The sequence below is a fragment of the Streptomyces sp. NPDC045678 genome, from assembly GCF_056432085.1.
The window spans coordinates 412,265-434,316 of sequence record NZ_JBWKJS010000003.1; the positions used below are offsets into that span (position 1 = coordinate 412,265).

At 69.9% G+C, this 22,052-nt stretch carries 19 protein-coding genes and 1 tRNA gene; 8 read left to right on the plus strand and 12 right to left on the minus strand.

Annotated features, from left to right (window positions below):
• Nucleotides 1-48: 48 nt before the first annotated feature.
• Nucleotides 49-282 carry a hypothetical protein gene (locus AC07DO_RS12810; protein ID WP_479059148.1) on the minus strand — a complete coding sequence of 78 codons (234 nt, stop codon included), beginning with the start codon at nt 280-282 and terminating at the stop codon, nt 49-51.
• A 292-nt stretch (nt 283-574) separates the two neighbouring features.
• Here AC07DO_RS12810 and AC07DO_RS12815 point away from each other — a divergent pair, with 292 nt between their 5' ends.
• Complete coding sequence (locus AC07DO_RS12815) at nt 575-919, plus strand: DUF6247 family protein (RefSeq protein ID WP_479059150.1); 345 nt, start codon at nt 575-577, stop codon at nt 917-919.
• A complete protein-coding gene (locus AC07DO_RS12820) occupies nt 916-1,242 on the plus strand; it encodes a hypothetical protein (RefSeq protein WP_479059152.1) in 327 nt (108 codons plus the stop codon). Before AC07DO_RS12815 ends, AC07DO_RS12820 begins: the two co-directional genes overlap by 4 nt.
• 69 nt (nt 1,243-1,311) lie before the next feature.
• Here AC07DO_RS12820 and AC07DO_RS12825 read toward each other — a convergent pair whose 3' ends face one another.
• Both AC07DO_RS12825 and AC07DO_RS12830 read right to left on the minus strand, forming a co-directional pair.
• Nucleotides 1,312-1,746, minus strand: coding sequence for an SCO4402 family protein (locus AC07DO_RS12825; protein ID WP_479059154.1), 435 nt, complete (start codon nt 1,744-1,746; stop codon nt 1,312-1,314).
• On the minus strand, nt 1,736-2,101 hold the full coding sequence (locus AC07DO_RS12830; protein ID WP_479059155.1) for a hypothetical protein: 366 nt from the start codon (nt 2,099-2,101) through the stop codon (nt 1,736-1,738). The genes AC07DO_RS12825 and AC07DO_RS12830 overlap by 11 nt, the downstream gene beginning before the upstream one ends.
• A gap of 81 nt (nt 2,102-2,182) precedes the next feature.
• Here AC07DO_RS12830 and AC07DO_RS12835 point away from each other — a divergent pair, with 81 nt between their 5' ends.
• Together AC07DO_RS12835 and AC07DO_RS12840 are read left to right on the plus strand one after the other, a co-directional pair.
• On the plus strand, nt 2,183-2,701 hold the full coding sequence (locus tag AC07DO_RS12835) for a hypothetical protein (protein ID WP_479059157.1): 519 nt from the start codon (nt 2,183-2,185) through the stop codon (nt 2,699-2,701).
• Between the two features lie 333 nt (nt 2,702-3,034).
• Nucleotides 3,035-4,432, plus strand: a complete 1,398-nt coding sequence (locus AC07DO_RS12840) for a serine/threonine-protein kinase (RefSeq protein WP_479059158.1) — start codon at nt 3,035-3,037, stop codon at nt 4,430-4,432.
• 97 nt (nt 4,433-4,529) lie between these two features.
• On the opposite strand, the gene AC07DO_RS12845 is transcribed toward AC07DO_RS12840, so the two are convergent.
• Both AC07DO_RS12845 and AC07DO_RS12850 read right to left on the minus strand, forming a co-directional pair.
• Nucleotides 4,530-4,769, minus strand: a complete 240-nt coding sequence (locus tag AC07DO_RS12845; protein ID WP_479059160.1) for a hypothetical protein — start codon at nt 4,767-4,769, stop codon at nt 4,530-4,532.
• Nucleotides 4,770-4,867: 98 nt separating this feature from the next.
• Nucleotides 4,868-4,938: transfer RNA gene (locus AC07DO_RS12850), tRNA-Gly, on the minus strand.
• Nucleotides 4,939-5,504: 566 nt separating this feature from the next.
• Here AC07DO_RS12850 and dcd point away from each other — a divergent pair.
• Both dcd and AC07DO_RS12860 read left to right on the plus strand, forming a co-directional pair.
• Nucleotides 5,505-6,080 carry a dCTP deaminase gene (gene dcd / locus AC07DO_RS12855; protein WP_479059161.1) on the plus strand — a complete coding sequence of 192 codons (576 nt, stop codon included), beginning with the start codon at nt 5,505-5,507 and terminating at the stop codon, nt 6,078-6,080.
• An 8-nt stretch (nt 6,081-6,088) separates the two neighbouring features.
• On the plus strand, nt 6,089-6,586 hold the full coding sequence (locus AC07DO_RS12860) for a phosphoribosyltransferase (protein WP_365362084.1): 498 nt from the start codon (nt 6,089-6,091) through the stop codon (nt 6,584-6,586).
• Between the two features lie 88 nt (nt 6,587-6,674).
• On the opposite strand, the gene AC07DO_RS12865 is transcribed toward AC07DO_RS12860, so the two are convergent.
• The 7 genes from AC07DO_RS12865 to AC07DO_RS12895 all read right to left on the minus strand — a co-directional run bounded on the left by AC07DO_RS12865 (nt 6,675) and on the right by AC07DO_RS12895 (nt 19,096).
• Entirely contained in the window at nt 6,675-7,682 is a 1,008-nt protein-coding gene (locus AC07DO_RS12865) for a Yip1 family protein (RefSeq protein WP_479059162.1), read from the minus strand.
• A gap of 124 nt (nt 7,683-7,806) precedes the next feature.
• Nucleotides 7,807-9,345, minus strand: coding sequence for an FG-GAP-like repeat-containing protein (locus tag AC07DO_RS12870; protein WP_479059163.1), 1,539 nt, complete (start codon nt 9,343-9,345; stop codon nt 7,807-7,809).
• 130 nt (nt 9,346-9,475) lie between these two features.
• Nucleotides 9,476-10,963, minus strand: a complete 1,488-nt coding sequence (locus AC07DO_RS12875; protein ID WP_479059165.1) for a VCBS repeat-containing protein — start codon at nt 10,961-10,963, stop codon at nt 9,476-9,478.
• Between the two features lie 337 nt (nt 10,964-11,300).
• Nucleotides 11,301-12,779: an FG-GAP and VCBS repeat-containing protein gene (locus tag AC07DO_RS12880; protein WP_479059167.1), complete on the minus strand. Its 1,479-nt coding sequence runs from the start codon at nt 12,777-12,779 to the stop codon at nt 11,301-11,303.
• A gap of 68 nt (nt 12,780-12,847) precedes the next feature.
• Nucleotides 12,848-14,233, minus strand: a complete 1,386-nt coding sequence (locus tag AC07DO_RS12885) for an FG-GAP-like repeat-containing protein (protein ID WP_479059169.1) — start codon at nt 14,231-14,233, stop codon at nt 12,848-12,850.
• 219 nt (nt 14,234-14,452) lie between these two features.
• Nucleotides 14,453-15,859, minus strand: coding sequence for an FG-GAP repeat domain-containing protein (locus AC07DO_RS12890; protein ID WP_479059171.1), 1,407 nt, complete (start codon nt 15,857-15,859; stop codon nt 14,453-14,455).
• 954 nt (nt 15,860-16,813) lie between these two features.
• Complete coding sequence (locus tag AC07DO_RS12895; RefSeq protein WP_479059172.1) at nt 16,814-19,096, minus strand: (Fe-S)-binding protein; 2,283 nt, start codon at nt 19,094-19,096, stop codon at nt 16,814-16,816.
• A gap of 360 nt (nt 19,097-19,456) precedes the next feature.
• Here AC07DO_RS12895 and dnaK point away from each other — a divergent pair, with 360 nt between their 5' ends.
• Together dnaK and grpE are read left to right on the plus strand one after the other, a co-directional pair.
• The gene (dnaK, locus tag AC07DO_RS12900; RefSeq protein WP_404750971.1) at nt 19,457-21,316 is read left to right on the plus strand and encodes a molecular chaperone DnaK; all 1,860 of its coding nucleotides are present in this window, start codon (nt 19,457-19,459) and stop codon (nt 21,314-21,316) included.
• Nucleotides 21,316-22,035 (plus strand): nucleotide exchange factor GrpE, encoded by a 720-nt coding sequence (gene grpE / locus AC07DO_RS12905; protein WP_479059174.1) that lies wholly within the window; start codon nt 21,316-21,318, stop codon nt 22,033-22,035. Before dnaK ends, grpE begins: the two co-directional genes overlap by 1 nt.
• Nucleotides 22,036-22,052 lie beyond the last annotated feature (17 nt).

A 22,052-nucleotide genomic window follows, 5' to 3' on the forward strand; every position in this document is an offset into this window, starting at 1 on the left:
ACACGCCAGGGGTTACGGGTTGTCCCCCGTACGCCCGATGCGAGATCGCTACTCGGGTGGCTGCTCGGGCTCGTGATCGGCCCAGGCCAGCGGGAGGACCGGGCCGAGTGGCCACACCATGTCCCTGTCCCTGTCGGGCCGGTACGCCCGATCCTCCAACGCGCGCTTCTTGTGCCAGTCAACCTGTTCGCGATGCAGGGCCGGGCGGGACAGCCGGCCGATGGAGGGGAAGCAGGCTCCGATGACGGGCACTCCATCAGCACGCGCACGGCTGATCGTCACGCCATGACTCTTGTACGGAGCGACCGACGGGCTCCCGTACGTGCTCCGGGTGATACACGAGCCGCCCCTCGAACCGGCTGCGCACCAGCACACCGAGCCCCGCCGGCACGGGAACGTCGCAGACTCGGCACGGCTCTTCCCACTGATTCGCCCGCATGGCAGAAACATCCGCATGAGGGTCCTCACCGGTGTGACCCAGGCACTGCTACGGGCCTGGCGTGAATCTCCGCAGGGCCGAGGCCACAGCGGTAGGCTCCAGAACCGAAAGCGAGGGCCGACGGAGGTTCAGAGTATGAGCACCCCTGCTACCGACTCACCCGGCGTCCCTCCGATGCCGGAGAGAACGCCCAAGGCGCTCCGCGAAGCCATCGCCCAGCATGCTCCGCAGCTGCTCGCCGACTTCGACGCGCATTGGAAGCGGGCGATCGCCGACACGTACGACCTCGGACCCGTACCGGCGTTCATGGCTCGCTGGTGGGGCGAGTACGCCATAGCCCGCGACCCGCACCTCGACGCGCACCTGACGGATCTCGAAGCGCGCGCCACCGAAGCCACCGACCTCGCCGAGGCGAGGAAGCTCGTGGAAGAGGCGTCCAACATCCGCCACATGGCTGCGCGCGCGGAGCCCGGCCGGTGAGTGATGACGCGTTCATGGGACCGCCGTGGCAGATGGACTGGACCCTCAAGGCCCAGGCCGCACGCGACGCTCTGCCCGAGCACGTCCGGAAGATCGTCGACGCCGCTCGCGCCGAACTGGTGACGGCGAAGGACCCATACTTCCGAGGCGTCGACGCCGACGCCGAGCTGCCCGACATCATGCGAGTCGAACCGGCACGGTCCACCAGCCCGGCGGGCCCGCATGTCCTGTTCTTCGACGACTATCACGGTTGGCTGCGGTACATCTTCATGCGCCGTGTGGACGACCCTCAGATCGTCGTTGAGGAGATCTTCTGGCAGTGAAGGTGGCGTCGGCCGCGTCGAGGACGGCGCCGTGTACGCAGCCATCTGTGCACTTCCATGCCTCTCCGTTCACCCCGGCACGGGCCCGGCGTCGAGGTGCGGAGTCCCGCGCTCGTGCAGCGCGACGAGTTCGGCCAAGTCGTTGGCGACCATGACCTGCGCGAGGCGTCCGGCGACCCTCACCACGTCCGGCCACGCGGACGCGGCGAGGTACTCCTCATCGGTGTCGCCGGGGGCCTCGGCCGTCGCAGCGTCGAGAGCGGAACCGAGTTGCCGCATGAGGTCGACCTCTTCCGGTGACCTCAGGCTGGTGCCGAGAAAGCTCTCCGGGGCGTCGGCGTCGCAGAAGTCGTCGTAGAGCGTGTGGAAGACGTGGTCCAGGTTCTCGAACGTGGACGGGTCCAGCCACACGTCGCGCTGCCACGGAGGATTGGCCAAGGCCAGGACAGCCGGCACGAGATGGACCCGGAAATTCGCCGTGCGCTGTCCCTCATCACCGCTCACGGCCTTGAGGCCAGGGACGCCCCCGCCCGCCCCTCCACACGAAGGCCCCCTCCGTCCGGCCGGCCAGCGAGCCGTCCCGCCAAGAATCCGTGATGTCGGCCCACCTGCCGAGGCGGGCGTTACGCGCTCCGTGCTCGGCTGCCTGGTCGTAGTGGAGCGTGAACCGATAGACCCGTCCGTCCCCGGAGATGACCTGCCCGTCCTCGTGATCGGGCCCTTCCTGCAGGAGGTCGACAACGACCGTCAGGTCCGGATCGAGCCCTTGCTCCTTCAGAAGCTCCCGCAACCGGACCCAGAGGTCGTAGGCGCTGTTCCGCAGAAGGTCCGTGTACTGCACGACGATGCTAGACACCATGGTCCCCATGATCGGTCACCGGTGCGGACCGCCATGACACGGTGGGGTCCGTGAAATCGGCAGACGCTGTACCTTCCGTGCATGGCCGACCTCGCCTCGTTGATTCAGCTGCTCGGCGCCGGCAGCGTCGGTGCCGTCGTGACGCAGTACGTGTCGGCCGGGCCGGAGCGCCGCCGGGCACGCGCCACGGCGCGCGAGGCCATGGCGACACTCGAACAGGCGCACTGGGCCCACGGTGGGGGCAGCGAATGGCCCCAACTCCGCACAGCGGTGCACGCCTTCGAGTCGGCCGCCATGGCTGCGGGGGTGCCGCGCGCGGTCTCGGGCTGGTACGTCAAGACGCGCGTGGCGATCTACCTGGAAAGCCACCGGGAGTGGGAGCGCAACCCGGACCCGGAGTTCGGCGGAGGCGTGTCCACCACGTACATGGACGCGTTCTCCGGCGCCACCGAACTGGTCTACCAGGCCCTGTGGCACCCCCAGCGCTCCCGGATCACGTGGCGCCACCGCCTGAAAAGATCCAAGCACCGCACGAGAGCGACCGTCGCGAACGCCCCCACAATCCTCCGTGACATCGAGGACCGCCCGGCAGCCCTCTGACCCGCGGTGCCGTCGTACGACGCCGACGATGCACACGTAGGCGGTGCATACGGAGGCGATGCACACGGAGGCGATGCTCACGGAGAGCCTGCTGGCACTCAGGTCAGGCAGAGCTGACCTGGACTTAGCCGGGCCGCTCGAGACCCTCAGGCCACGGATACCTCGAAGTCCGCGACGGCCTTCCGCAACGGTTTCGGAAGGATCACGTGCCACTTGCGGATCCGCAGGTCCGTGCCGGTGATACTGCCCCTCCAAAGAAGCTACGCCGAACGCTGATTCACGGGGTCGGGACAGCAGCCCGCCCTGCGAGGGCCGCCCGGCTATTCTCCGTCCGTGGACGACGATCACGGGCAACTCCTCGCGGACAGATACCGATTGACCGATCTGCTCGGTCAAGGCGGGATGGGCGCGGTCTGGCGTGCCTACGACGAGCAGTTGGGGCGGCACGTGGCGGTGAAAGAGCTGCGCCTGCCCGAGCATCTGGGGGCCGAGGAGCGGGCCAATTGGATCGCCCGGCTGGAACGCGAGGCACGGGCGGCCGCGCGGCTGAAGCATCCAGGCATCGTGACCGTCTACGACCGGCTTACCGGCGCGGACGGGCGGCCGTGGATCGTCATGGAGTTGGTGACCGGGGGGTCACTGGACGACCTGCTGCACCGGCAGGGTCCCCTGTCCCCGCAGCACGTTGCCGACATCGGGCGACAGGTGGCCGCCGCGCTGAGCGCCGCGCACCTGAGGGGAATCACCCATCGGGACATCAAGCCCGCCAACATCCTGCTCGAGGACGGGAGGGCCGTCCTGACCGACTTCGGGATCGCTGCCCTGGAGGGTGACGTCACCCTCACGGCCACCGGCATGATCATGGGTACACCCGCATTCATGGCCCCGGAGCAGGTGCGGGGCCTTCCGGCCACCGCCGCGTCCGACCTCTGGTCACTGGGGGCCACTCTCTATACCGCCGTGGAAGGGCACCCGCCCTTCGCGGGGACGGCCCCGAGCGCCGTGCTGGTCGCCGTCGTGACCGAGGACCCTGTCCCTGCCGTGCAGGCCGGGCCCCTCACTCCCATGCTGGAGGGCCTGCTTCGCAAGGAACCGGCCGGGCGTCTGACCATGCAGCAGTTGCAGGCCCAGTTGGAGCGTGCGACCGGGACACCACCGCCGCCCAACGCGTCGCCCGCAGACCAGGCCCATTGGCCCACGGCTCCCGCGCAGCCCCCCGCCATACCGCCCGCGGGTCCGGCGCGTCGACCCACGGCACCTGCCGGAACGCCCGTAGCGGCCCGCCGCCGGATATTCCGTTGGGTCGCGTGGATCAGTGCGGCAGTGCTGGCCTCGGTGGCGGCCGCGATACTGATCCCCGATCAGGAGAATGGGGCCTATCAGGACAATCTCCGGGCAGTTGAAGCCATGGGCCATCCGCCGGACTTCACCGTGAAATCCAAGACCCGTGTCGACGGCGACCGGGCGCGAGTCGTCTATGTGGGGGCACCCGTTACCGGTGCGCCGAGCCTCGGCCAAAGAGGAGTGATCGGGGCATGGCTCCAGACGGTACCGGGGGTCTCGACAGTCGGGATGTCCGGCGTAGACGCCTCGTGCATGACCAAGGAATACGGCTGCATCTTGGCCGTCGACCTCAAGGACGGCTACACCGAGCCATCCATCCTCGACGCCCAGATCCACAAGCAGGACGGAAAGTTGGCCCTTCAGGTCACGGTCGGGCCCTTCGATTAAGTGATCGGGAGACTCGGAGATCCGCGCCCGGATGCCCTCGCCCGCTGAAGTGCGGATGCTGCGGCTGGCCTCCGGTGTGGCCTGTCGGGGGGTGCGGTCAGGTGTCCGTGCGTCGCGTGTCGCCCGGGACCGTTCGGATCCAGGTACGGAATTTCCAGCAGGCCAGCGCGGGGGCCGTCAGCATGGCGAGCATCCATAGGCCCACGCTTGCGGGGGAGATCAGGTAGTACTCCCAGCGGGGCGGGAGCAGGGTGGGGAGCGTGATCAGGAGGATCAGGGTCAGCCACGTGGCCAGTGTGGTCAGTATGGCCTTGGAGATCATGACGAGTGCGCGCATCAGGTGCCCTTCGCTCCGCCGCCTCCCGCCGCCGGGTGCGTCGAGCGGCGCCGGGCAGCAAAGAACCCCCGGGCCGGTGGCCTGGGGGTTCCGGTAAGAGCGGGTGACGAGAATCGAACTCGCACTCTCAGCTTGGGAAGCTGATGTTCTACCACTAAACTACACCCGCGAAAGACGCCGTATGAACCGGTGTCGTAACGTCGCACACTCTACCTCATCCCGGGCCCCCGGCGCTCTCGCCGCGGGGCCCGAGTGCTGCCCGGGAGGGGGATGCGCCGTGCGTTCGCAGGGAGTTGGGGCGTACCGTGGCTCGCGGTCGTGCCGCCTGGATGAGCGTCCCTTTCATACCGTAATGTGGCCTTTCGTCGTCGGCTCGGAGGCGAGCGTGAGACGAGTTGGTACGGGTGGTACGGGTACGTACGAGCTCACCTACGACTGGGGAAGGGACTCGAGGACTTGATGGAGCGCACCGTCGTCCGATGTGCCGAAGGGCACGTGTTCAGCACCGCTTCGTTCCCGATGCAGCAGGCGGACCGGCTCGGTCCTGGCCGGCTCATCCGCTGCCCGCGCTGTGCCCGGCTCCGGCACGCCGTGCCGGTGACCTTGCAGAGGCGGTAGCCGCCACGCGGTAGCGAGCACGCGGTAGCTGGCGAGAGCAGTAACGAGCGAGATACCGGGCGCGCGGAACCCCTGTCCGATTGGGGAGGGCCCGCGCGCTCTGCGTATCCTCGGTGCGTGCTTCTCTCAGACAAGGACATCCGGACCGAGATCGACTCCGGACGGGTGCGGATCGACCCGTACGACGAATCCATGGTGCAGCCCTCGAGCATCGATGTGCGGCTGGACCGCTACTTCCGGGTGTTCGAGAATCACCGCTACCCCCACATCGACCCCTCCGTCGAGCAGGCCGACCTGACGCGGCTCGTGGAGCCCGAGGGTGATGAGCCGTTCATCCTCCACCCCGGGGAGTTCGTGCTCGCCTCCACGTATGAGGTGATCTCCCTGCCCGACGATCTCGCGAGCCGGCTGGAGGGCAAGTCCAGCCTCGGGCGGCTCGGGCTCGTCACGCACTCCACCGCCGGGTTCATCGACCCGGGCTTCAGCGGGCACGTGACCCTTGAGCTCTCGAATCTGGCGACGCTGCCGATCAAGCTCTGGCCCGGCATGAAGATCGGGCAGCTCTGCATGTTCCGGCTCACCTCGCCCGCCGAGGCGCCCTACGGCTCGGAGCGGTACGGGTCGCGCTACCAGGGACAGCGCGGGCCCACCGCCTCCCGTTCCTTCCTCAACTTCCATCGGACCCAGGTGTGACATCCAGCATGAGTGACGTGCGCGAGAACCTTACGTACGACAAGTTCGGCGGCGCTGTGCGCGAGCTCGCGCAGACGATCGCCGACGACGGTTACCAGCCCGACGTGATCATCTCCATCGCTCGCGGTGGCGTCTTCGTCGCGGGCGGCCTCGCGTACGCACTCGACTGCAAGAACATCCACCTCGTGAACGTGGAGTTCTACACGGGGGTCGGGACGACCCTCGAGATGCCCGTCATGCTCGCGCCCGTCCCCAACGTCATCGACTTCACCGACAAGAAGGTGCTGATCGCCGACGACGTCGCCGACACCGGCAAGACGCTGAAGCTCGTCCACGACTTCTGCCTCGACCACGTCGCCGAGGTGCGGTCCGCCGTCATCTATGAGAAGTCGCACTCCCTCGTGAAGTGCGAGTACGTGTGGAAGCGCACCGACGAGTGGATCAACTTCCCGTGGAGCGTCGAGCCGCCCGTCGTGAAGCGTGCGGGGCAGGTTCTCGACGCGTGACGTGAGTACGTACCCACGTACGTGAAAAAGGGCCCGGTGACCTTCGTCGCCGGGCCCTTCCTCGTGCTCGCGCAGTGCTCGCGTACTTCTAGAACGTGCCCAACTTGATGATCGACAGGATCGCCAGCAGCTGGATCGTCGACGCGCCCAGCGCCTTCGGCCACGGCAGGTCGTGGGACTTGCTGACCATCGTCGTGAGCAGCGCGCCCGCCGCGATCCACGTCGCCCAGCCGAGCAGCTGGACGAAGGGCTGGCCGCCACCGAGGAACATCGCCACGATCACGCGGGGCGCGTCCGTCAGCGACATGATCAGCATGGAGAGGCCGACCGTCGGCTGCCACGCGCCGTTGCCGCCGAGCTGGCGGGCGAGGGTGTGCGTGACCACGCCCAGGATGAACGCGCTGATGGTGATCGCGACGCCGGTGGTGAGGACGAACGGGACCGCCGACGACAGCGTCGCGTTGATCGCGTCCTCGCGGGCCTCGTCGAAGCCGAAGATCGCCAGCGTGCCGTAGAGGAACGTGACGATGAGGGCGGGGGCCCACATCGCGTAGTCCCGCATCTGGAAGAAGGTGGGACCCGGGCGCAGTACGACGCCTCGGAGCAGGTCCTTCCAGTGCAGGCGCGGGCCCACGGGGGCGGCGCTCGCCTGGCCCGCGCGGTACGTGTCGCCCTGGGTGTACGGGTCCTCGCCGATGGAGAAGGCCTGCGTGTGCCCGGGGTTGTTCGCCGCGTACGGGTCGTAGCCGCCCTGCGGGACACCGTGGCCCTGGCCGCGGTCGTCGGGGCCGCCGAAGTACTCCGGCTCGCCGTGGTTGCCGGCGCCGCCGCCCGCCTGGGGCCACTGCTGGTTGCCGCCACCGCCACCGCCGTACGGTCGACCGCCGCCACCGTGCGGTGCGCCACCACCGTGCGGTGCGCCGCCCCCGTACTGCGGGGCCGACGGCGCAGGCGGGTAGCCGTACGGCTGCTGCCCTCCCTGCTGCGGGGCCTGCTGTCCGTACGGCTGCTGCCGCGGTTGTTGGTGCGGTTGCGGTTGTTGTTGCGGTCGCGGGGCGCGGTTGTCCCGGCCGCGTCCGATCCTGAATCCAGCCACGAATCGAACGTACCTGGTCTACGGGGGTGGGGTCGTCCCTCCTCGGGAGGAGACGCGCTTTGCGGCCGACCTGTGACAACCCCTAGGGGTGTCCCTTACGCCGGGGCCGGGCCCTGATCCCGCCCTACCGCGCCAACGCCTCCCCGTACGCGTACGGGTGCGAAGAGGCCGGGAGACCCAGCGACTTGGGAGTGACGACCGACGCGCCCGTCGTCCCGGTCCCGGAGGAGAGGTGGGGGAGGTTCCACACGCCGCCCGCCGACGCGTTCTCGCCGGGTGCGGCGGCCGAGAGGTCCGGGCTGCCGTCGCCGTTGTGGTCGGCGAAGCCGAGCGCCGCGCCGAACAGGTCACCCGCCTCGGCGCCGCCCGGGACGCCGGGGGAGTTCTGCTGGTACGAGACCGCGCCGACCGCCCTCCCGTCCTCGGTGAGGATGCCGTTCGCGCCGCCCCTCAGGACGGTGATGGCGCCCGCGCGCGCCGCGCTGCCGATGGCCTCGCCCGGTGCGCCCGCGATCAGGTCGTCCTTGCCGTCGCCGTCGATGTCCGCGGCGGCGAGCGCGTTGCCGAAGTCGTCACCCTTCTCAGCGACACCCGGAACCCCCGGGGTGTCCTGGTTGAGGGTCTGGCCCTCCCACACGAGGCCGGTGCCGTCCCCGTAGTGGATGTGGATGCCGCCGCCCTTGGCGATCTCCTCGGGGCCGCACGGGTCGTCGATGTTCTCGTCGGCGATCTCACGGCAGTTGCCGAGGGCGAGGTCGTCGTGGCCGTCGCCGTTGAAGTCGCCCGCGGCGAGGGCGTTCGCGGCGCTGTTGTCGCTGCTCCAGCTCAGGGCGAACCGCGTCTCTTCCTTCAGGTAGCGGAAGAGCTGGACGTGGGACCGGGTGTAGGGCTGGTTCTGTGTGTAGAAGGCGACGGCCGGCTCGGGGTGGCCGTCGGAGTCGAAGTCGCCGGTCGTCATGACGGGGGCGCGGCCGCCCATGCGGTCGCCCATGAGCGGGTCGGTCCGTGCGGCGAGGGGGTTGTAGTTGACGACGACCTGGTCCTTGCCGCCGATCGCCAGGTCGACGTCCGTGTCGCCGGTGAAGTCGGCGGCGGTCAGCGCGTTTCCGTACGCGTCGCCGGTCTTCGCGCCGCGGGCCGCCGTGTTGGCCAGCGCGAAGCCGTCGCCCGTGCCGTAGAGGACGGTGACGGAACCCGCGTCCGTCTTGCCGTCGATGTCCTCGCCGGGGGCGCCGATGACCAGGTCGGCGTACTTGTCGTCGTCTATGTACGCCGTGGTGACGGCGGCGCCGAAGCGGTCGCCCGTCTCCGGCGTGCCGGGTACCTCGACCGTGGCCTGCGTGATGCGCCGCACGTTACTCGACCCCGGGCCGCCCTCGCCGCCGAAGACGACGCTCACGTATCCCGCCTTCGCCTTGCCGTCGACGGTGCCGCTGGGCACGCCCACGGCGAGGTCCGCGTATCCGTCGCCGTCGAAGTCGCTCTTCAGCGGGGGCGACGGGGCCGCCGGGGGCTGGTCGGCCCCGGTCCCCGCCCCGGTCCCGGCCGCGGTCCCGGCCGCGGTCCCGGCCGCGGTGGCAGAGGTCGTGAAGGGAAGGGTCAGGCCGGTCGCGGCCAGGACGGTCGCCGCGGCCAACGCCAGGGTGTGGGTACGTGCGCGCATGGGGGCTCCGAGGGGAGGAGAGGGGGAGGGGGTAGGGGGAGGGGGTAGGGGAGAGGGGGGTGCGGGCCCGCACTGGGGGTGCGGGCCCGGTGATGAGCGGTCCGGTCGGGAGTGGGGAGCCCCGAAAGGCTCAGTCGGCGAAGTTCAGGCCGAGCCGCGGCGTGCCCGCCCCCGAGATGCCCACGGTCGACGTGTAGACGCCCGTCGAGCCCGCGAGGGAACCGTCGCTCTTGCTGGTCAGCGGGTAGAACGCGCCGTTGCCACCGTTCTCGCCGTACGCGCCGACCGTGACGTCGCCCCGCCCGTCGCCGTTCAGGTCGTCGACGTGGATGTCCGAGCCGAAGTAGTCGTTCTTCTCGTTGGAGTTGGGCACGCCCGGCGTGTTCTGGTCGAGGAAGACCGCGCCGCCCGTGGAGAGGCCCGAGCCGTCCGCCTTGCCGTAGATGACGGTGGCGGAGCCCGCGTCCGTGACACCCGCGAGGTCCTCGCCGGGGGAGCCCACGACCAGGTCGAGGTGACCGTCCCCGTTGATGTCGCCGAGGTCGAGCTCACCGCCGAACGAGTCGCCCTTCTCGCCCGCGCCCGGCACGCCCGAGGTGTCCTGGGTGAAGACCTGCGTGTCGCCGTACGGCCCGTTGGCCGAGCCGTGCACCACGTACACCGAGCCGCCCTTGTTCGCGCCGGCGATCTCGTCGTCCCACTCCAGGCCGATGACGACGTCGCCGTAGCCGTCGCCGTCCGTGTCGCCGACGTCGGTGATGATGCCGCCGGGCAGCCGCTGCTGGTTGGTGGTCTTGAGGCCGTCGGCGGTGCCGGGCACCCACAGGTTGGCGTTGTAGCTGTCGCCGGTGGAGTAGCCGTCGACGATGAGGTCTTCCCTCTTGTCGCCGTTCACGTCACCGGAGTGCAGGTTGAAGGGCCCGGCGCCCTCACCGCTCTGGATGGCGGGCTTGACCGTGTAGTGGCCGCTGCCGGTGCCGCTGGTACGGGAGATCTTGCCGTTCAGCACGTCGATGGTGGCCGCGCCGGACCGGGCGCCGATGGCGAGGTCGGTGCTGCCGTCGCCGTCGAAGTCACCGGCCTCGATGGGCCCGCCGAAGTAGTCGTGGCCGCTGGGACGGGGGTCCTTCACCGTCGTACCGCCGGAGAGCCCGTTCGGGGAGCCCCACAGGATCTGCGCGGTGCCGCCGTCCGTGTCGCTGCCGACGTCCTCACCGGGTGCGGCGACCGCGAGGTCGTCGTAGCCGTCGCGGTCGAAGTCGCCGTACGCGGTGTCGTAGCCGAAGGAGTCGCCCGCCTCGGCGGAGCCGGGGACACCCACGCTGTTCTGGCTGAAGGTCTTGTGGCGCAGGGTGCTTCCGCCGTACGTGACGACGACCTGGCCGGCCCGGTCCTTGCCGCCGACGTTGGCGTAGGGCGCGGAGGAGGCGAGGTCGGCGACGCCGTCGCCGTTGAAGTCGGCCTCGTGCGAGGGCAGCGGCTCGGCCGGTGCGGCGGAGGCGGTCGCTCCCGTGGCGGCGAGCAGTCCGCCGGTCAGCGCGGCCGTGGCGGCCGTCGCGGCGGCGAGCCGCGTACGTCTGGAGCGGCCGGTGGTGGAGGTGCGCTTGTGCTTGGCCATGCGGTTCTCCTGCAGCGTGCGGGGATGCCTGGCGGGCATCCGCAGTCGATGGGGTGCGACGGGCGTGTTCGCCGGGCGTTGGCCCTGGCGTCACGCCGCGGTCGGCTAAGGAGAGACCGTTGGCTGGGTGCAAGGGTTGTACGGAGGTGCTGAGTTGCGGCACCGGTCAGCCGAGGGACGGACCGGGACGAAGGTCCCAGCCCGTCCGGCGTTTGAGGACGAACTCGGCGAAGCCGGTGATTCGACGGTGCCGGAGTCCGGTCGTGCCGGAGGGGCGACGGTGCCGGAGTCCGACGGTGCCGGAGTCCGGCCGTGCCGAAGGGGCGACGGCGCCCACCTACCGCCCGAGAACCATCCCGTACTCCCGCGCACCCGCGAGCCCCAGCTTCCCCGGCGTCACGGACGTGACCGCCGGACGCGGGCCGTCCTTCGGGGACGGGGCGTACCAGACGCCGCCCTTCTGTCCGTCCTCGCCGGGCGCGCCCACCGCGACGTCGGGGCGGGAGTCGCCGTTGTAGTCGCCGGCCGCGACGGACTCACCGAGGTGGTCGTCCGCCTCCGCCGTGCCCGCGACGCCCGCGGTGTTCTGGCTGAAGGCGGGGCCCGTGAAGGGCTTGCCCGCGCCGGCCGAGGCGAGGGTCCAGTACGTGCCCGCGTTCCGGACCGTCCCGACGGCCTCCGCGTCGGCGCCGACGATCAGCTCGTCGCCACCGGCCCCGTCGAGGTTGCCGGCGGCGAGGTGCGCGCCGAAGTTGTCGTCGGCCTCCGCCGTGCCGCCGACCTCGGGCGAGGCCTGGGTGGTGCACGCGGTGCCGCCGTCGCCGGGGGCGCCGTCCTTCTTGCCGTAGACGGTGAGGATCGCGCCGCCGAGCCGGTCCTCGCAGTGGGTCTGCTCGGTCTCGGGGTTGGGCTGTACGTTGCCGATGGCCAGGTCGATCGTGCCGTCGCCGTCGAAGTCGCCGGTGGCGAGCGAGGTGTCCGTGCGGTCGCCCGTGTCCCACGTCTCCTTCCACTCGCCCGTCGCGCGGTTCATGACCGTCGTACCGCTGATCTCCATGCCCCGATAGGAGAGGGCGAGTTCGTCCCCGCCGTCGCCGTCGAAGTCACCGCTCGCCAGGGCGGTGGAGCCGGCGAAGTGCCAGCCGGTGACCCGGGAGACCTTGGAGGGCGAGCCCGCGGTGAACGGTCCCGGCCGTGTCACCACGGAGCTGGACTCGTCGAAGTGGGAGTTGAAGGCGATGTCCTTGTCACCGTCCTTGTCGAAGTCGCCGACGGCGAGTTGCGCTCCGTAGAAGGAACTGTCGTAGTCGCCGTTGGCGGCGGTGAAGCCACCCTTGAAGCCGCCCGCGCCGCCCCAGACGACGGCGACGGTCCCTGCGCTCAGGCCGACGGAGGTGTCCTCCTCGGGCGCGCCGACGACCAGGTCGCTGTAGCCGTCGCCGTTCATGTCGTCCGACGCGACGGCGAACCCGAACGCGTCGCCCGCCTCCGCGGTGCCCGGTACGCCGGCCGTGGACTGGCTGACGGTCGTCGAACCGTGCTTGCCGAGACCCGACGCGCCGCCCCAGACGACGTTGACGTAGCCGGCCTTGGCCTTGCCGTCCACGGTCGCGCTGGGCACGCCGACCGCGAGGTCCACGTAGCCGTCGCCGTTGTAGTCGCCGCGGATCTTCGAGGGAGCGGAGGGGGCGGAGGGAGCGGAGGCGGCGGCGGGGGTGGCGGCGGCGTTGCCCGCGGTCAGACCGGTGACGCCGAGGGCGGTGGCGGCGCAGAGGGCGGCCGCCGTGAGGAGGTGGTTACGGGCGTACGTGGGCATGGAGGGATCTCCAACGTGTGTAGGTGTTAAGGGAGTTGGTCTGGAGGCGAGGTGGGGGGGCAGGCGGGTCAGCGCAGTGCGCGCCCGAACCCCGCCCCCGTGCCGTCGACCCCGAAGTCCGAGCCGTTGAACGAGGCCGCGTAGGACGAGGTCAGGCCCGTCGACGTGCCGCGCAGGAGCCACACGGCGCCGACGTCCCGCGTCGTGCCGATGTCCTCGCCGAGCGCGCCCGTGGCCAGGTCGGCCCTGCCGTTCTTGTTGATGTCCTTGAGGCGTACGGACGTACCGAAGCGGTCGCCCTCCTCGGCGACGCCGGGCACGCCCGCCGTCTCCTGGTGCCAGGCGCGGCCCGAATCGAGAGCGCCACGGGTCGACTTGAGGAGGGTCACGCTGCCACTGGCCGCAACCCCGTCGACCGTCTCGCCGGGCGCGCCCACCGCGAGGTCCGCGAGGCCGTCGCCGGTGACGTCGCCCGCGGAGACGGCCGCGCCGAAGCCGTCGCCCGCCTCGTCGGCACCCGGGACGCCCGCGCTGTCCTGGTTGTACGTCACCGGGGCGCCGAACTTTCTGTCGCCGCCGCGCCGCACGGTGACCGAGCCGCCCTTGCCGCCCGCCGCGTCGCGGGAGTTGCCGGTGATCAGGTCGTCGTAGCCGTCGCCGTCGACGTCGCCCGCGGTGGCCGTGTCGCGCGTCGCCGTCGGGTCGCCGCCCTCGGCGAGGACCTCGGCGAGGTAGCCGTAGTCGCCGAGGCCGCCGTTCATGTGCGCGGTCCAGGCGCCGCCGTCCGCGCGCTCGCCGTACAGGACGAAGCCGACGCCGTCCTTGTACTTGAAGTTGCCGGAGACCATGCCGTCCAGGCGGACGCCCTCGGGCAGGAAGTCGACCTCCAGGCCGTGCACGCGCCCGTCCTCGCCGTAGTAGTACCAGTTGTCGCCACTGATCACGGCGAGCTGGGGCGTCCCGTCGTCGTCCAGGTCGGTCCAGACGGCGGCCTCGCCGAAGCGTCCCGAGGTGTCGGAGGGGGAGTTCAGGGCGCGTCCGCCGGAGGTGAAGGGGTCCTTGCCGCCGTGGACGACGGAGACCGAGCCGGAGGGCTTGCCCGTGACCTGCTCGCCGGGTGCGCCGACGATCAGGTCGGCGAAGCCGTCGCGGTTCACATCGCCGCTGGTCACGCTCTCGCCGAACTCGTCACCCGGCTCGGTGACGCCGGGCACGCCCGCGGTGTCCTGCGTGACGGTGACGGACCGGCGCTCGGACACTCCGCTCGCCGAACCGAAGGTCACGGTGACGGAGTTGGAGTCGGGAGAACCGACCGCGAGGTCGCGGTAGCCGTCGCCGTTGAAGTCGTCCTTCAGGGCGGAGGCGGCGCTCGCCGTACCGGCCATGGGCAGCGCGAGGCCGGCCGCCGCGAGGGCCGCGACGGTGGCGGTGACGGCCAGGTTTCTTACGCGCACGAGGGTCTCCCGGAAGTGAGCCTTGGGGGAGCCTTTGGGTATGGCTTCCGGGGGGTGTGACTCGTGAGGCGTACGAAGGGTTGTGTGCCGGGAGTGGCGTGGTAGCCGTCAGATGAACGGCAGTTGGCCCTTCCGCCGAACGGCAGTTGGCCCTCTCTCCGAACGGCAGTTGGCCCTCTCTCCGAACGGCCGTTGGCCCTTCCTCCGAACGGCGGTTGGTCACTCCTCGCTCAGCGCCAGGAAATCCGCCGTGGAGAACGTGACCAGCGGTTCGCGCGCCACGAGGTCCCCCTTGCGGCCCGGGTACACGGCCACGATGTCCTGACTGTCCCCCCGGTACGTCCGCACGACCAGGTCGGCCCGCTTGTCGCCGTCGAAGTCCGCGACCTGGAGCACCTCGGTCGTGCCCTTGCCCGGCGGCCGGACGAGCGCGGTGGCGTTGGGCGACAGGTCCGACGTACGTCCACGGAAGACCCGCACGTCACCCGCGCCGCCCCCCGACCCGCTGGCCGCGCCGCTGACCACCAGCTCGCTCAGGCCGTCACCGTCGAGGTCACCCGTGTCCACGGCCATGTTCCTGGCTTCCAGGGAGCCGCGCAGGGCGCCCGGCACGTCGTAGCGCAGGGCGACGCCCTTGGGTCCGGCGACGGCCGCGTCCATCCCCTTCCCCTCGCCGAAGCGGCCGAAGGCGATGTCCTTGCCCGCGGGGAGGAGCACGCCGGTCTCGTCGGGGCCCTGCGGGCCGCCCATGACGAGGGCGCTCGCGGCGGCGCCCTTCGCGTCGGCTGCCTTGCGGACGAGCACGTCGTCGTAGCCGTCGCCGTCGACGTCCGTGGCCCGGCCGGTCACCAGGTTGTTGCCGGGCGCGGTGACGGGTTTGCCCGCCGCGCGCGGGGCGCCGCTCCGCTTGAACGGGCCGCGCAGGAACGTGAGACGGGCGCCGCTCGCGTGCAGCACGAGGTCGTTGGCGCCGTCCCCGTCGAAGTCACCGCAGACGGGCTGGTCCGGCCAGTCGTTGCCGAAACGTGCCTGCGCGGGCACCTTCAGCTTCACGGCCTTGCCGGTCAGGCCGGTGGGCGAGCCGAAGAGGATTTGCAACGGCACGGGCGGCTGCCCCTGCCCGTCGTACGGCGGATCCGTAGACACGACGAGGTCACTGAAGCCGTCCTCGTCGAGGTCGCAGGAGGCCTCGGAGTCGAAGGCGGCCGGCAGCTGGCCCTTCGTACGTGCACCGTTGGCGTGCGCGCTCACGAGTTGCCGGGCACCGGGGGCGAGCCCGCGCTTTTCTTGCGTCCCTCCGTACACGATCCCGATGCCCGCGTCGTCGCTGTGGTCGGGGTGTACGAGGTCGTCGAGTACGAGGTCACGGGCGCCGTCCCCGTTGAAGTCGTCCTCGACGCTGCCGCCCTTGCCGCCCTTGCGTCCCTTGCCTCGCGGAATGGGCTGCTGTGCCGCGCCCTTGCCCGCCATGCTCACGGGCTTGTGCGAGGCGTCACCGGGTCCGGCGCCGTCGTCGTGGCCGCCGCAGCCCGAGAGGAGGAGCGCGCAGCTCACGGCGGTGGCGACCCCGGTGGACCCGCCGCGCCACATGCCCCGTCTCGCGCCCCGTACCCCGGCACTCCGCATGCCCCTCACCCATCCCGAACGCCACAGCCGACAACAACCAGCCCATGATGCTCCCGCTCCCCTCGCGGGAGGAGTCCGAGGCGGTCCCGTTTCCATCACATCGGGGCCGGGTCCAGGGCGGGGTTGGCCGGGGCCTTCGGTGGGCCGGTGTCTTCGATGGTTACCGGGGCCGCCCGGTTTTTAGCGGAGTGTGGCGGTTCCGGGCCGGGAGTAAAGGGCGCTCCCTGCGGTCGCGTCGGCTGCGCCGATTCCGCTGCGCTCCACCCTTGACTCCCGCCCCTGCACCGCACGTGAACCTTGACCCGGACGGCCAGGGGTGGGGGCGACGGGGCCGCTGGGATGGGTCATCCCCTCTCGCTGCCGGGTGCGGACCGGTCCAACGTGGGCGGGAGCGATGGTCGATGTGCTGTTGCTGCCCTCGGCCGGGGCCGCCCCCTCCCGGCACCTACTTTGGGAAAGTTGCGAACGCGTTCACCGCGCGCCCCCCTGCCAAGCCCCATGCGCCCCCTCGCATGCGGGCTTGCCCCGTCGAACGCGCGAGATGGGGTGGTGGGCGGGAAGGGGACGGCCGGCTCGGGCCGCCTCCTCCGGCACCTACTTTCGGAAAGTTGCGAATGGACTCACCGCGCGCCCCCCACTCAAGCCCGACACGCCCCCCGGCGTGCGGGTTTGCCTTGCCAGGTCCGCGAGATGGGTGGTGGCTGCGACGGCGCACGGGAGGTGGGAGGGGGGCGCGCGCCCGGTCACTTCACAACTTTCCGAAAGTAGGTGCCGGAGGGGAGGCGGGACCGGTCGCGGACTCAACCGTAGTGATAGCGGTGGCGGGCTCGGCCGTGCTGATCGCCGCGCCCCCGTCCTGCCTGCCGCCTGAAGCGAGAAGACCCCGCCCCCTCCGCAGGGAGGGAACGGGGCCTTCGGAAGGCTCACCGCACGCCGGCCGGGTTACGGCAGTCGCTACTTCACCGGCTCGGGCTCCGGCTCGTCCGCCGACTCCGCCTCGCCCGCCGGGTCGACCGGCGTCCGCACCGAGTCGAGCAGGAGCTGCGCGACGTCCACGACCTGGAGGGACTCCTTGGCCTGGCCGTCGTTCTTCTTGCCGTTGACCGAGTCGGTCAGCATGACCAGGCAGAACGGGCACGCGGTGGAGACGATGTCGGGGTTGAGGGACAGCGCCTCGTCGACCCGCTCCGTGTTGATGCGCTTGCCGATCCGCTCCTCCATCCACATGCGCGCACCACCGGCACCGCAGCAGAAGCCGCGCTCCTTGTGGCGGTGCATCTCCTCGTTGCGCAGCCCGGGGACCTTGCCGATGATCTCGCGCGGGGGCGTGTAGATCTTGTTGTGGCGGCCCAGGTAGCACGGGTCGTGGTACGTGATGAGGCCCTCGACCGGCGTCACCGGGATCAGCTTGCCCTCGTCGACGAGGTGCTGGAGGAGCTGGGTGTGGTGGATGACTTCGTAGTCACCGCCGAGCTGCGGGTACTCGTTGCCGAGCGTGTTGAGGCAGTGCGGACAGGTGGCGACGATCTTCTTCGCCGACTTCGGCTTCTTCGTCGACTCGTCCACGTTGCCCTCGTCGTCGAAGGACTCGCCGAACGCCATGTTCAGCGTGGCGACGTTCTCCTGGCCGAGCTGCTGGAACAGCGGCTCGTTGCCGAGGCGGCGCGCGGAGTCACCGGTGCACTTCTCGTCGCCGCCCATGATCGCGAACTTGACGCCCGCGATGTGGAGGAGTTCCGCGAAGGCCTTCGTGGTCTTCTTGGCGCGGTCCTCCAGGGCGCCGGCGCAGCCGACCCAGTACAGGTACTCGACCTCGGTGAGGTCCTCGATGTCCTTGCCGACGACCGGCACCTCGAAGTCGACTTCCTTCGTCCACTCCAGGCGCTGCTTCTTGGCGAGGCCCCAGGGGTTGCCCTTCTTCTCCAGGTTCTTGAGCATCGTGCCCGCCTCGGACGGGAACGCGCTCTCGATCATCACCTGGTAGCGGCGCATGTCGACGATGTGGTCGATGTGCTCGATGTCGACCGGGCACTGCTCGACGCAGGCGCCGCACGTGGTGCAGGACCACAGGACGTCGGGGTCGATGACGCCGTTCTCTTCGTGCGTGCCGATGAGCGGGCGCTCGGCCTCCGCGAGGGCGGCGGCGGGAACGTCCTTCAGCTGCTCCTCGGTCGCCTTCTCCTCGCCCTCCATGGTCTTGCCGCCGCCCGCGAGCAGGTACGGCGCCTTGGCGTGCGCGTGGTCCCGGAGGGACATGATGAGGAGCTTCGGGGAGAGCGGCTTGCCCGTGTTCCAGGCGGGGCACTGCGACTGGCAGCGGCCGCACTCGGTGCAGGTGGAGAAGTCGAGGATGCCCTTCCAGCTGAACTGCTCGACCTGCGAGACGCCGAAGACGTCGTCCTCGCCGGGGTCCTCCCAGTCGATCGGCTTGCCGCCGGACGTCATGGGCTGCAGCTCGCCGAGCGCCGTGCCGCCGTCGGCCTCGCGCTTGAACCAGATGTTGGGGAAGGCGAGGAAGCGGTGCCAGGCCACGCCCATGTTGGTGTTCAGGGCGACCACGATCATCCAGATGAAGGAGGTCGCGATCTTCAGCCCGGCGAAGAAGTACGTGAGGTTCTGGAGGGTGGAGAGGTCCATCCCCGCGAACCAGGAGACGAACGGGTACGAGATGAAGAACGACGCCTCGTAGCTGTCGACGTGGTGCTGGGCACCCTCGAGGGCGTGCAGCGTGAAGATGCAGACGCCGACGATGAGGATGACGGTCTCGACGAAGTACGCCTGGCCGGTCTTGGAACCCGCGAAGCGGGACTTGCGCCCCGGCCTGTCGGGGCGGTTCAGCTGCCGGATGACGATCAGCGTGAGGATGCCGAGCACGGTCATCGTGCCGATGAACTCGACGAACATGTTGTACGGCGCCCAGTCGCCGATGATCGGCAGCATCCAGTCGGCCTTGAAGAGCTGGCCGATGGCGTTGACGATCGTCAGCAGCAGCGAGAAGAAGCCCACCGCCACGAACCAGTGCGCGAAGCCGACGATGCCCCACTTGTTCATGCGCGTGTGGCCGAGGAATTCCTTGACCACGGTGACGGTGCGCTGGAAGGGATTGTCGGTCCTGAGCCCGGCGGGCACGGGCTGGCCGAGTCGCACGAACTTGTAGATCTGCACGATGGCACGGCCGAACAGCGCGACGCCGACCGCGATTAGGACCAGCGACACGATGATCGCGGCGAGTTGCATTTGGGGGCTCCTCGGGCCTGCGAGGCGAACTATTACTAAGCGGTAACTTATGCAGTCCGTCTGAGACTACCCACTTACTCCGCCGCACTGTAGCCAGCAAGGCGGTGATCTGCGTCGCTCAGGCAACCCTGAGCAGGTGGCGTCGCCGGGCGCGGTGGCCGCCCCCAAGGGGCGCGGGGAACTGCGCGACCAGCCACGACGCGCCCGCAGAGGAGATGGCCACCCCCGGTAGGGGCCCCTACTTGCGCCTAAGTGCCGGATAAGACTTGAGTGGCCCAGACTCACATCTGTTGACGCCGGCGCAGCGCTCATGCATGCTTGAGTCAGATCCACTCAAGAAGTACATCTGGAGGAACCGAAATGGCACGTGCGGTCGGCATCGACCTGGGCACGACTAACTCCGTCGTCAGCGTTCTCGAAGGCGGCGAGCCCACCGTCATCACCAACGCCGAAGGCGCCAGGACCACGCCGTCCGTCGTCGCTTTCGCGAAGAACGGCGAGGTGCTCGTCGGCGAGGTCGCCAAGCGCCAGGCGGTCACGAACGTCGACAGGACCATCCGGTCGGTCAAGCGCCACATGGGCACCGACTGGAAGGTGGACATCGACGACAAGGGATTCAACCCCCAGCAGATCTCGGCGTTCATCCTGCAGAAGCTGAAGCGCGACGCGGAGTCGTACCTGGGCGAGAAGGTGGCCGACGCGGTCATCACCGTCCCGGCGTACTTCAACGACTCCGAGCGCCAGGCCACCAAGGAGGCCGGTGAGATCGCGGGCCTGAACGTCCTGCGCATCGTCAACGAGCCCACCGCCGCCGCTCTTGCCTACGGCCTCGACAAGGACGACCAGACCATTCTGGTCTTCGACCTCGGTGGCGGCACCTTCGACGTCTCGCTCCTCGAGATCGGCGACGGCGTCGTCGAGGTGAAGGCCACGAACGGCGACAACCACCTCGGTGGTGACGACTGGGACCAGCGCGTCGTCGACTACCTGGTCAAGCAGTTCAACAACGGCCACGGCGTGGACCTCTCCAAGGACAAGATGGCGCTCCAGCGCCTGCGCGAGGCGGCCGAGAAGGCCAAGATCGAGCTGTCCTCCTCCACGGAGACCACGATCAACCTGCCCTACATCACGGCGTCCGCCGAGGGCCCGCTGCACCTGGACGAGAAGCTCACGCGCGCCCAGTTCCAGCAGCTCACGTCCGACCTCCTGGAGCGCTGCAAGACGCCGTTCCACAACGTCATCAAGGACGCGGGCATCCAGCTCTCCGAGATCGACCACGTCGTTCTCGTCGGTGGCTCCACCCGCATGCCCGCCGTCGCCGAGCTCGTCAAGGAGCTCACCGGCGGCAAGGACGCCAACAAGGGTGTGAACCCGGACGAGGTCGTCGCCATCGGCGCCTCGCTCCAGGCCGGTGTCCTCAAGGGTGAGGTCAAGGACGTCCTGCTCCTCGACGTGACCCCGCTGTCCCTCGGCATCGAGACCAAGGGCGGCATCATGACCAAGCTCATCGAGCGGAACACCACGATTCCGACGAAGCGCTCCGAGATCTTCACGACGGCCGAGGACAACCAGCCGTCGGTCCAGATCCAGGTCTACCAGGGCGAGCGCGAGATCGCGGCGTACAACAAGAAGCTCGGCATGTTCGAGCTGACGGGCCTGCCGCCGGCCCCGCGCGGCGTCCCGCAGATCGAGGTCTCCTTCGACATCGACGCCAACGGCATCATGCACGTGACCGCGAAGGACCTGGGCACGGGCAAGGAGCAGAAGATGACCGTCACCGGTGGCTCCTCGCTGCCGAAGGACGAGGTCAACCGGATGCGCGAAGAGGCCGAGAAGTACGCGGACGAGGACCACGCCCGCCGCGAGGCCGCCGAGTCCCGCAACCAGGGCGAGCAGCTCGTCTACCAGACCGAGAAGTTCCTCAAGGACAACGAGGAAAAGGTCCCCGGTGACGTGAAGACCGAGGTCGAGGAAGCCGTCAACGAGCTGAAGGAGAAGCTCAAGGGCGAGGACACGGCCGAGATCCGCACCGCCACCGAGAAGGTCGCCGCCGTCTCGCAGAAGCTGGGCCAGGCCATGTACGCCGACGCCCAGGGCGCGCAGGCCGCGGGCGGTCCCGAGGGCGCTGCCCCCGGTGCCGACCAGGCCAAGGAGGACGACGGAGTCGTCGACGCCGAGATCGTCGACGACGAGAAGGACCAGAAGGGCGGCGCCGCCTGATGACCGAGGAGACCCCGGGCTTCGGCGAGAACGCCGAGAAGCCTGACGTCCCCTCCGGCGCCACCCCTGATGACGCGGCGCCGAAGGCCGCCGAGCCCTCCACCGAGGAGGGCCCGGCGGCCCCGGCCGGGGACGCAGCAGCGAGCAAGACGTCCGCGCAGGACGCGCAGGACGTGAGCCTGACCGCCCAGCTGGACCAGGTGCGCACCGCGCTCAACGAGCGCACCGCGGACCTCCAGCGGCTGCAGGCCGAGTACCAGAACTACCGCCGTCGTGTGGAGCGGGACAAGGTGACGGTGAAGGAGATCGCCTCGGCGAACCTCCTCTCCGAGCTCCTCCCCACCCTCGACGACATCGGCCGCGCCCGTGAGCACGGCGAGCTGGTCGGCGGCTTCAAGTCGGTCGCCGAGTCGCTCGAGACGGTCGTCGCCAAGCTGGGCCTTCAGCAGTTCGGCAAGGAGGGCGAGCCCTTCGACCCGACGATCCACGAAGCGCTGATGCACAGCTACGCGCCGGACGTCACCGAGACGACCTGCGTCGCGATCCTGCAGCCCGGGTATCGCATCGGCGAGCGCACCATCCGCCCCGCGCGGGTGGCCGTCGCCGAGCCCCAGCCCGGCGCGCAGACGGTCAAGGGCGAGGGTGCCGCAGAGGGCGCGGACTCCGCTCCCGACGCGGCGGCGGACGAGAAGGAGACCGGTGGCCCGGACGAGGGCTGACGGTCACGACATGAGTG

What these genes read in the sequence shown, in the direction of transcription:
- AC07DO_RS12815 (WP_479059150.1), top strand. Translation starts at nt 575, where the DNA reads ATGAGCACCCCTGCTACCGACTCACCCGGCGTCCCTCCGATGCCGGAG.
- AC07DO_RS12830 (WP_479059155.1), bottom strand. Translation starts at nt 2,101, where the DNA reads ATGGTGTCTAGCATCGTCGTGCAGTACACGGACCTTCTGCGGAACAGC.
- AC07DO_RS12835 (WP_479059157.1), top strand. Translation starts at nt 2,183, where the DNA reads ATGGCCGACCTCGCCTCGTTGATTCAGCTGCTCGGCGCCGGCAGCGTC.
- AC07DO_RS12845 (WP_479059160.1), bottom strand. Translation starts at nt 4,769, where the DNA reads ATGCGCGCACTCGTCATGATCTCCAAGGCCATACTGACCACACTGGCC.
- AC07DO_RS12860 (WP_365362084.1), top strand. Translation starts at nt 6,089, where the DNA reads ATGAGTGACGTGCGCGAGAACCTTACGTACGACAAGTTCGGCGGCGCT.
- AC07DO_RS12870 (WP_479059163.1), bottom strand. Translation starts at nt 9,345, where the DNA reads ATGCGCGCACGTACCCACACCCTGGCGTTGGCCGCGGCGACCGTCCTG.
- AC07DO_RS12875 (WP_479059165.1), bottom strand. Translation starts at nt 10,963, where the DNA reads ATGGCCAAGCACAAGCGCACCTCCACCACCGGCCGCTCCAGACGTACG.
- AC07DO_RS12880 (WP_479059167.1), bottom strand. Translation starts at nt 12,779, where the DNA reads ATGCCCACGTACGCCCGTAACCACCTCCTCACGGCGGCCGCCCTCTGC.
- AC07DO_RS12890 (WP_479059171.1), bottom strand. Translation starts at nt 15,859, where the DNA reads ATGCGGAGTGCCGGGGTACGGGGCGCGAGACGGGGCATGTGGCGCGGC.
- AC07DO_RS12895 (WP_479059172.1), bottom strand. Translation starts at nt 19,096, where the DNA reads ATGCAACTCGCCGCGATCATCGTGTCGCTGGTCCTAATCGCGGTCGGC.
- dnaK (WP_404750971.1), top strand. Translation starts at nt 19,457, where the DNA reads ATGGCACGTGCGGTCGGCATCGACCTGGGCACGACTAACTCCGTCGTC.
- grpE (WP_479059174.1), top strand. Translation starts at nt 21,316, where the DNA reads ATGACCGAGGAGACCCCGGGCTTCGGCGAGAACGCCGAGAAGCCTGAC.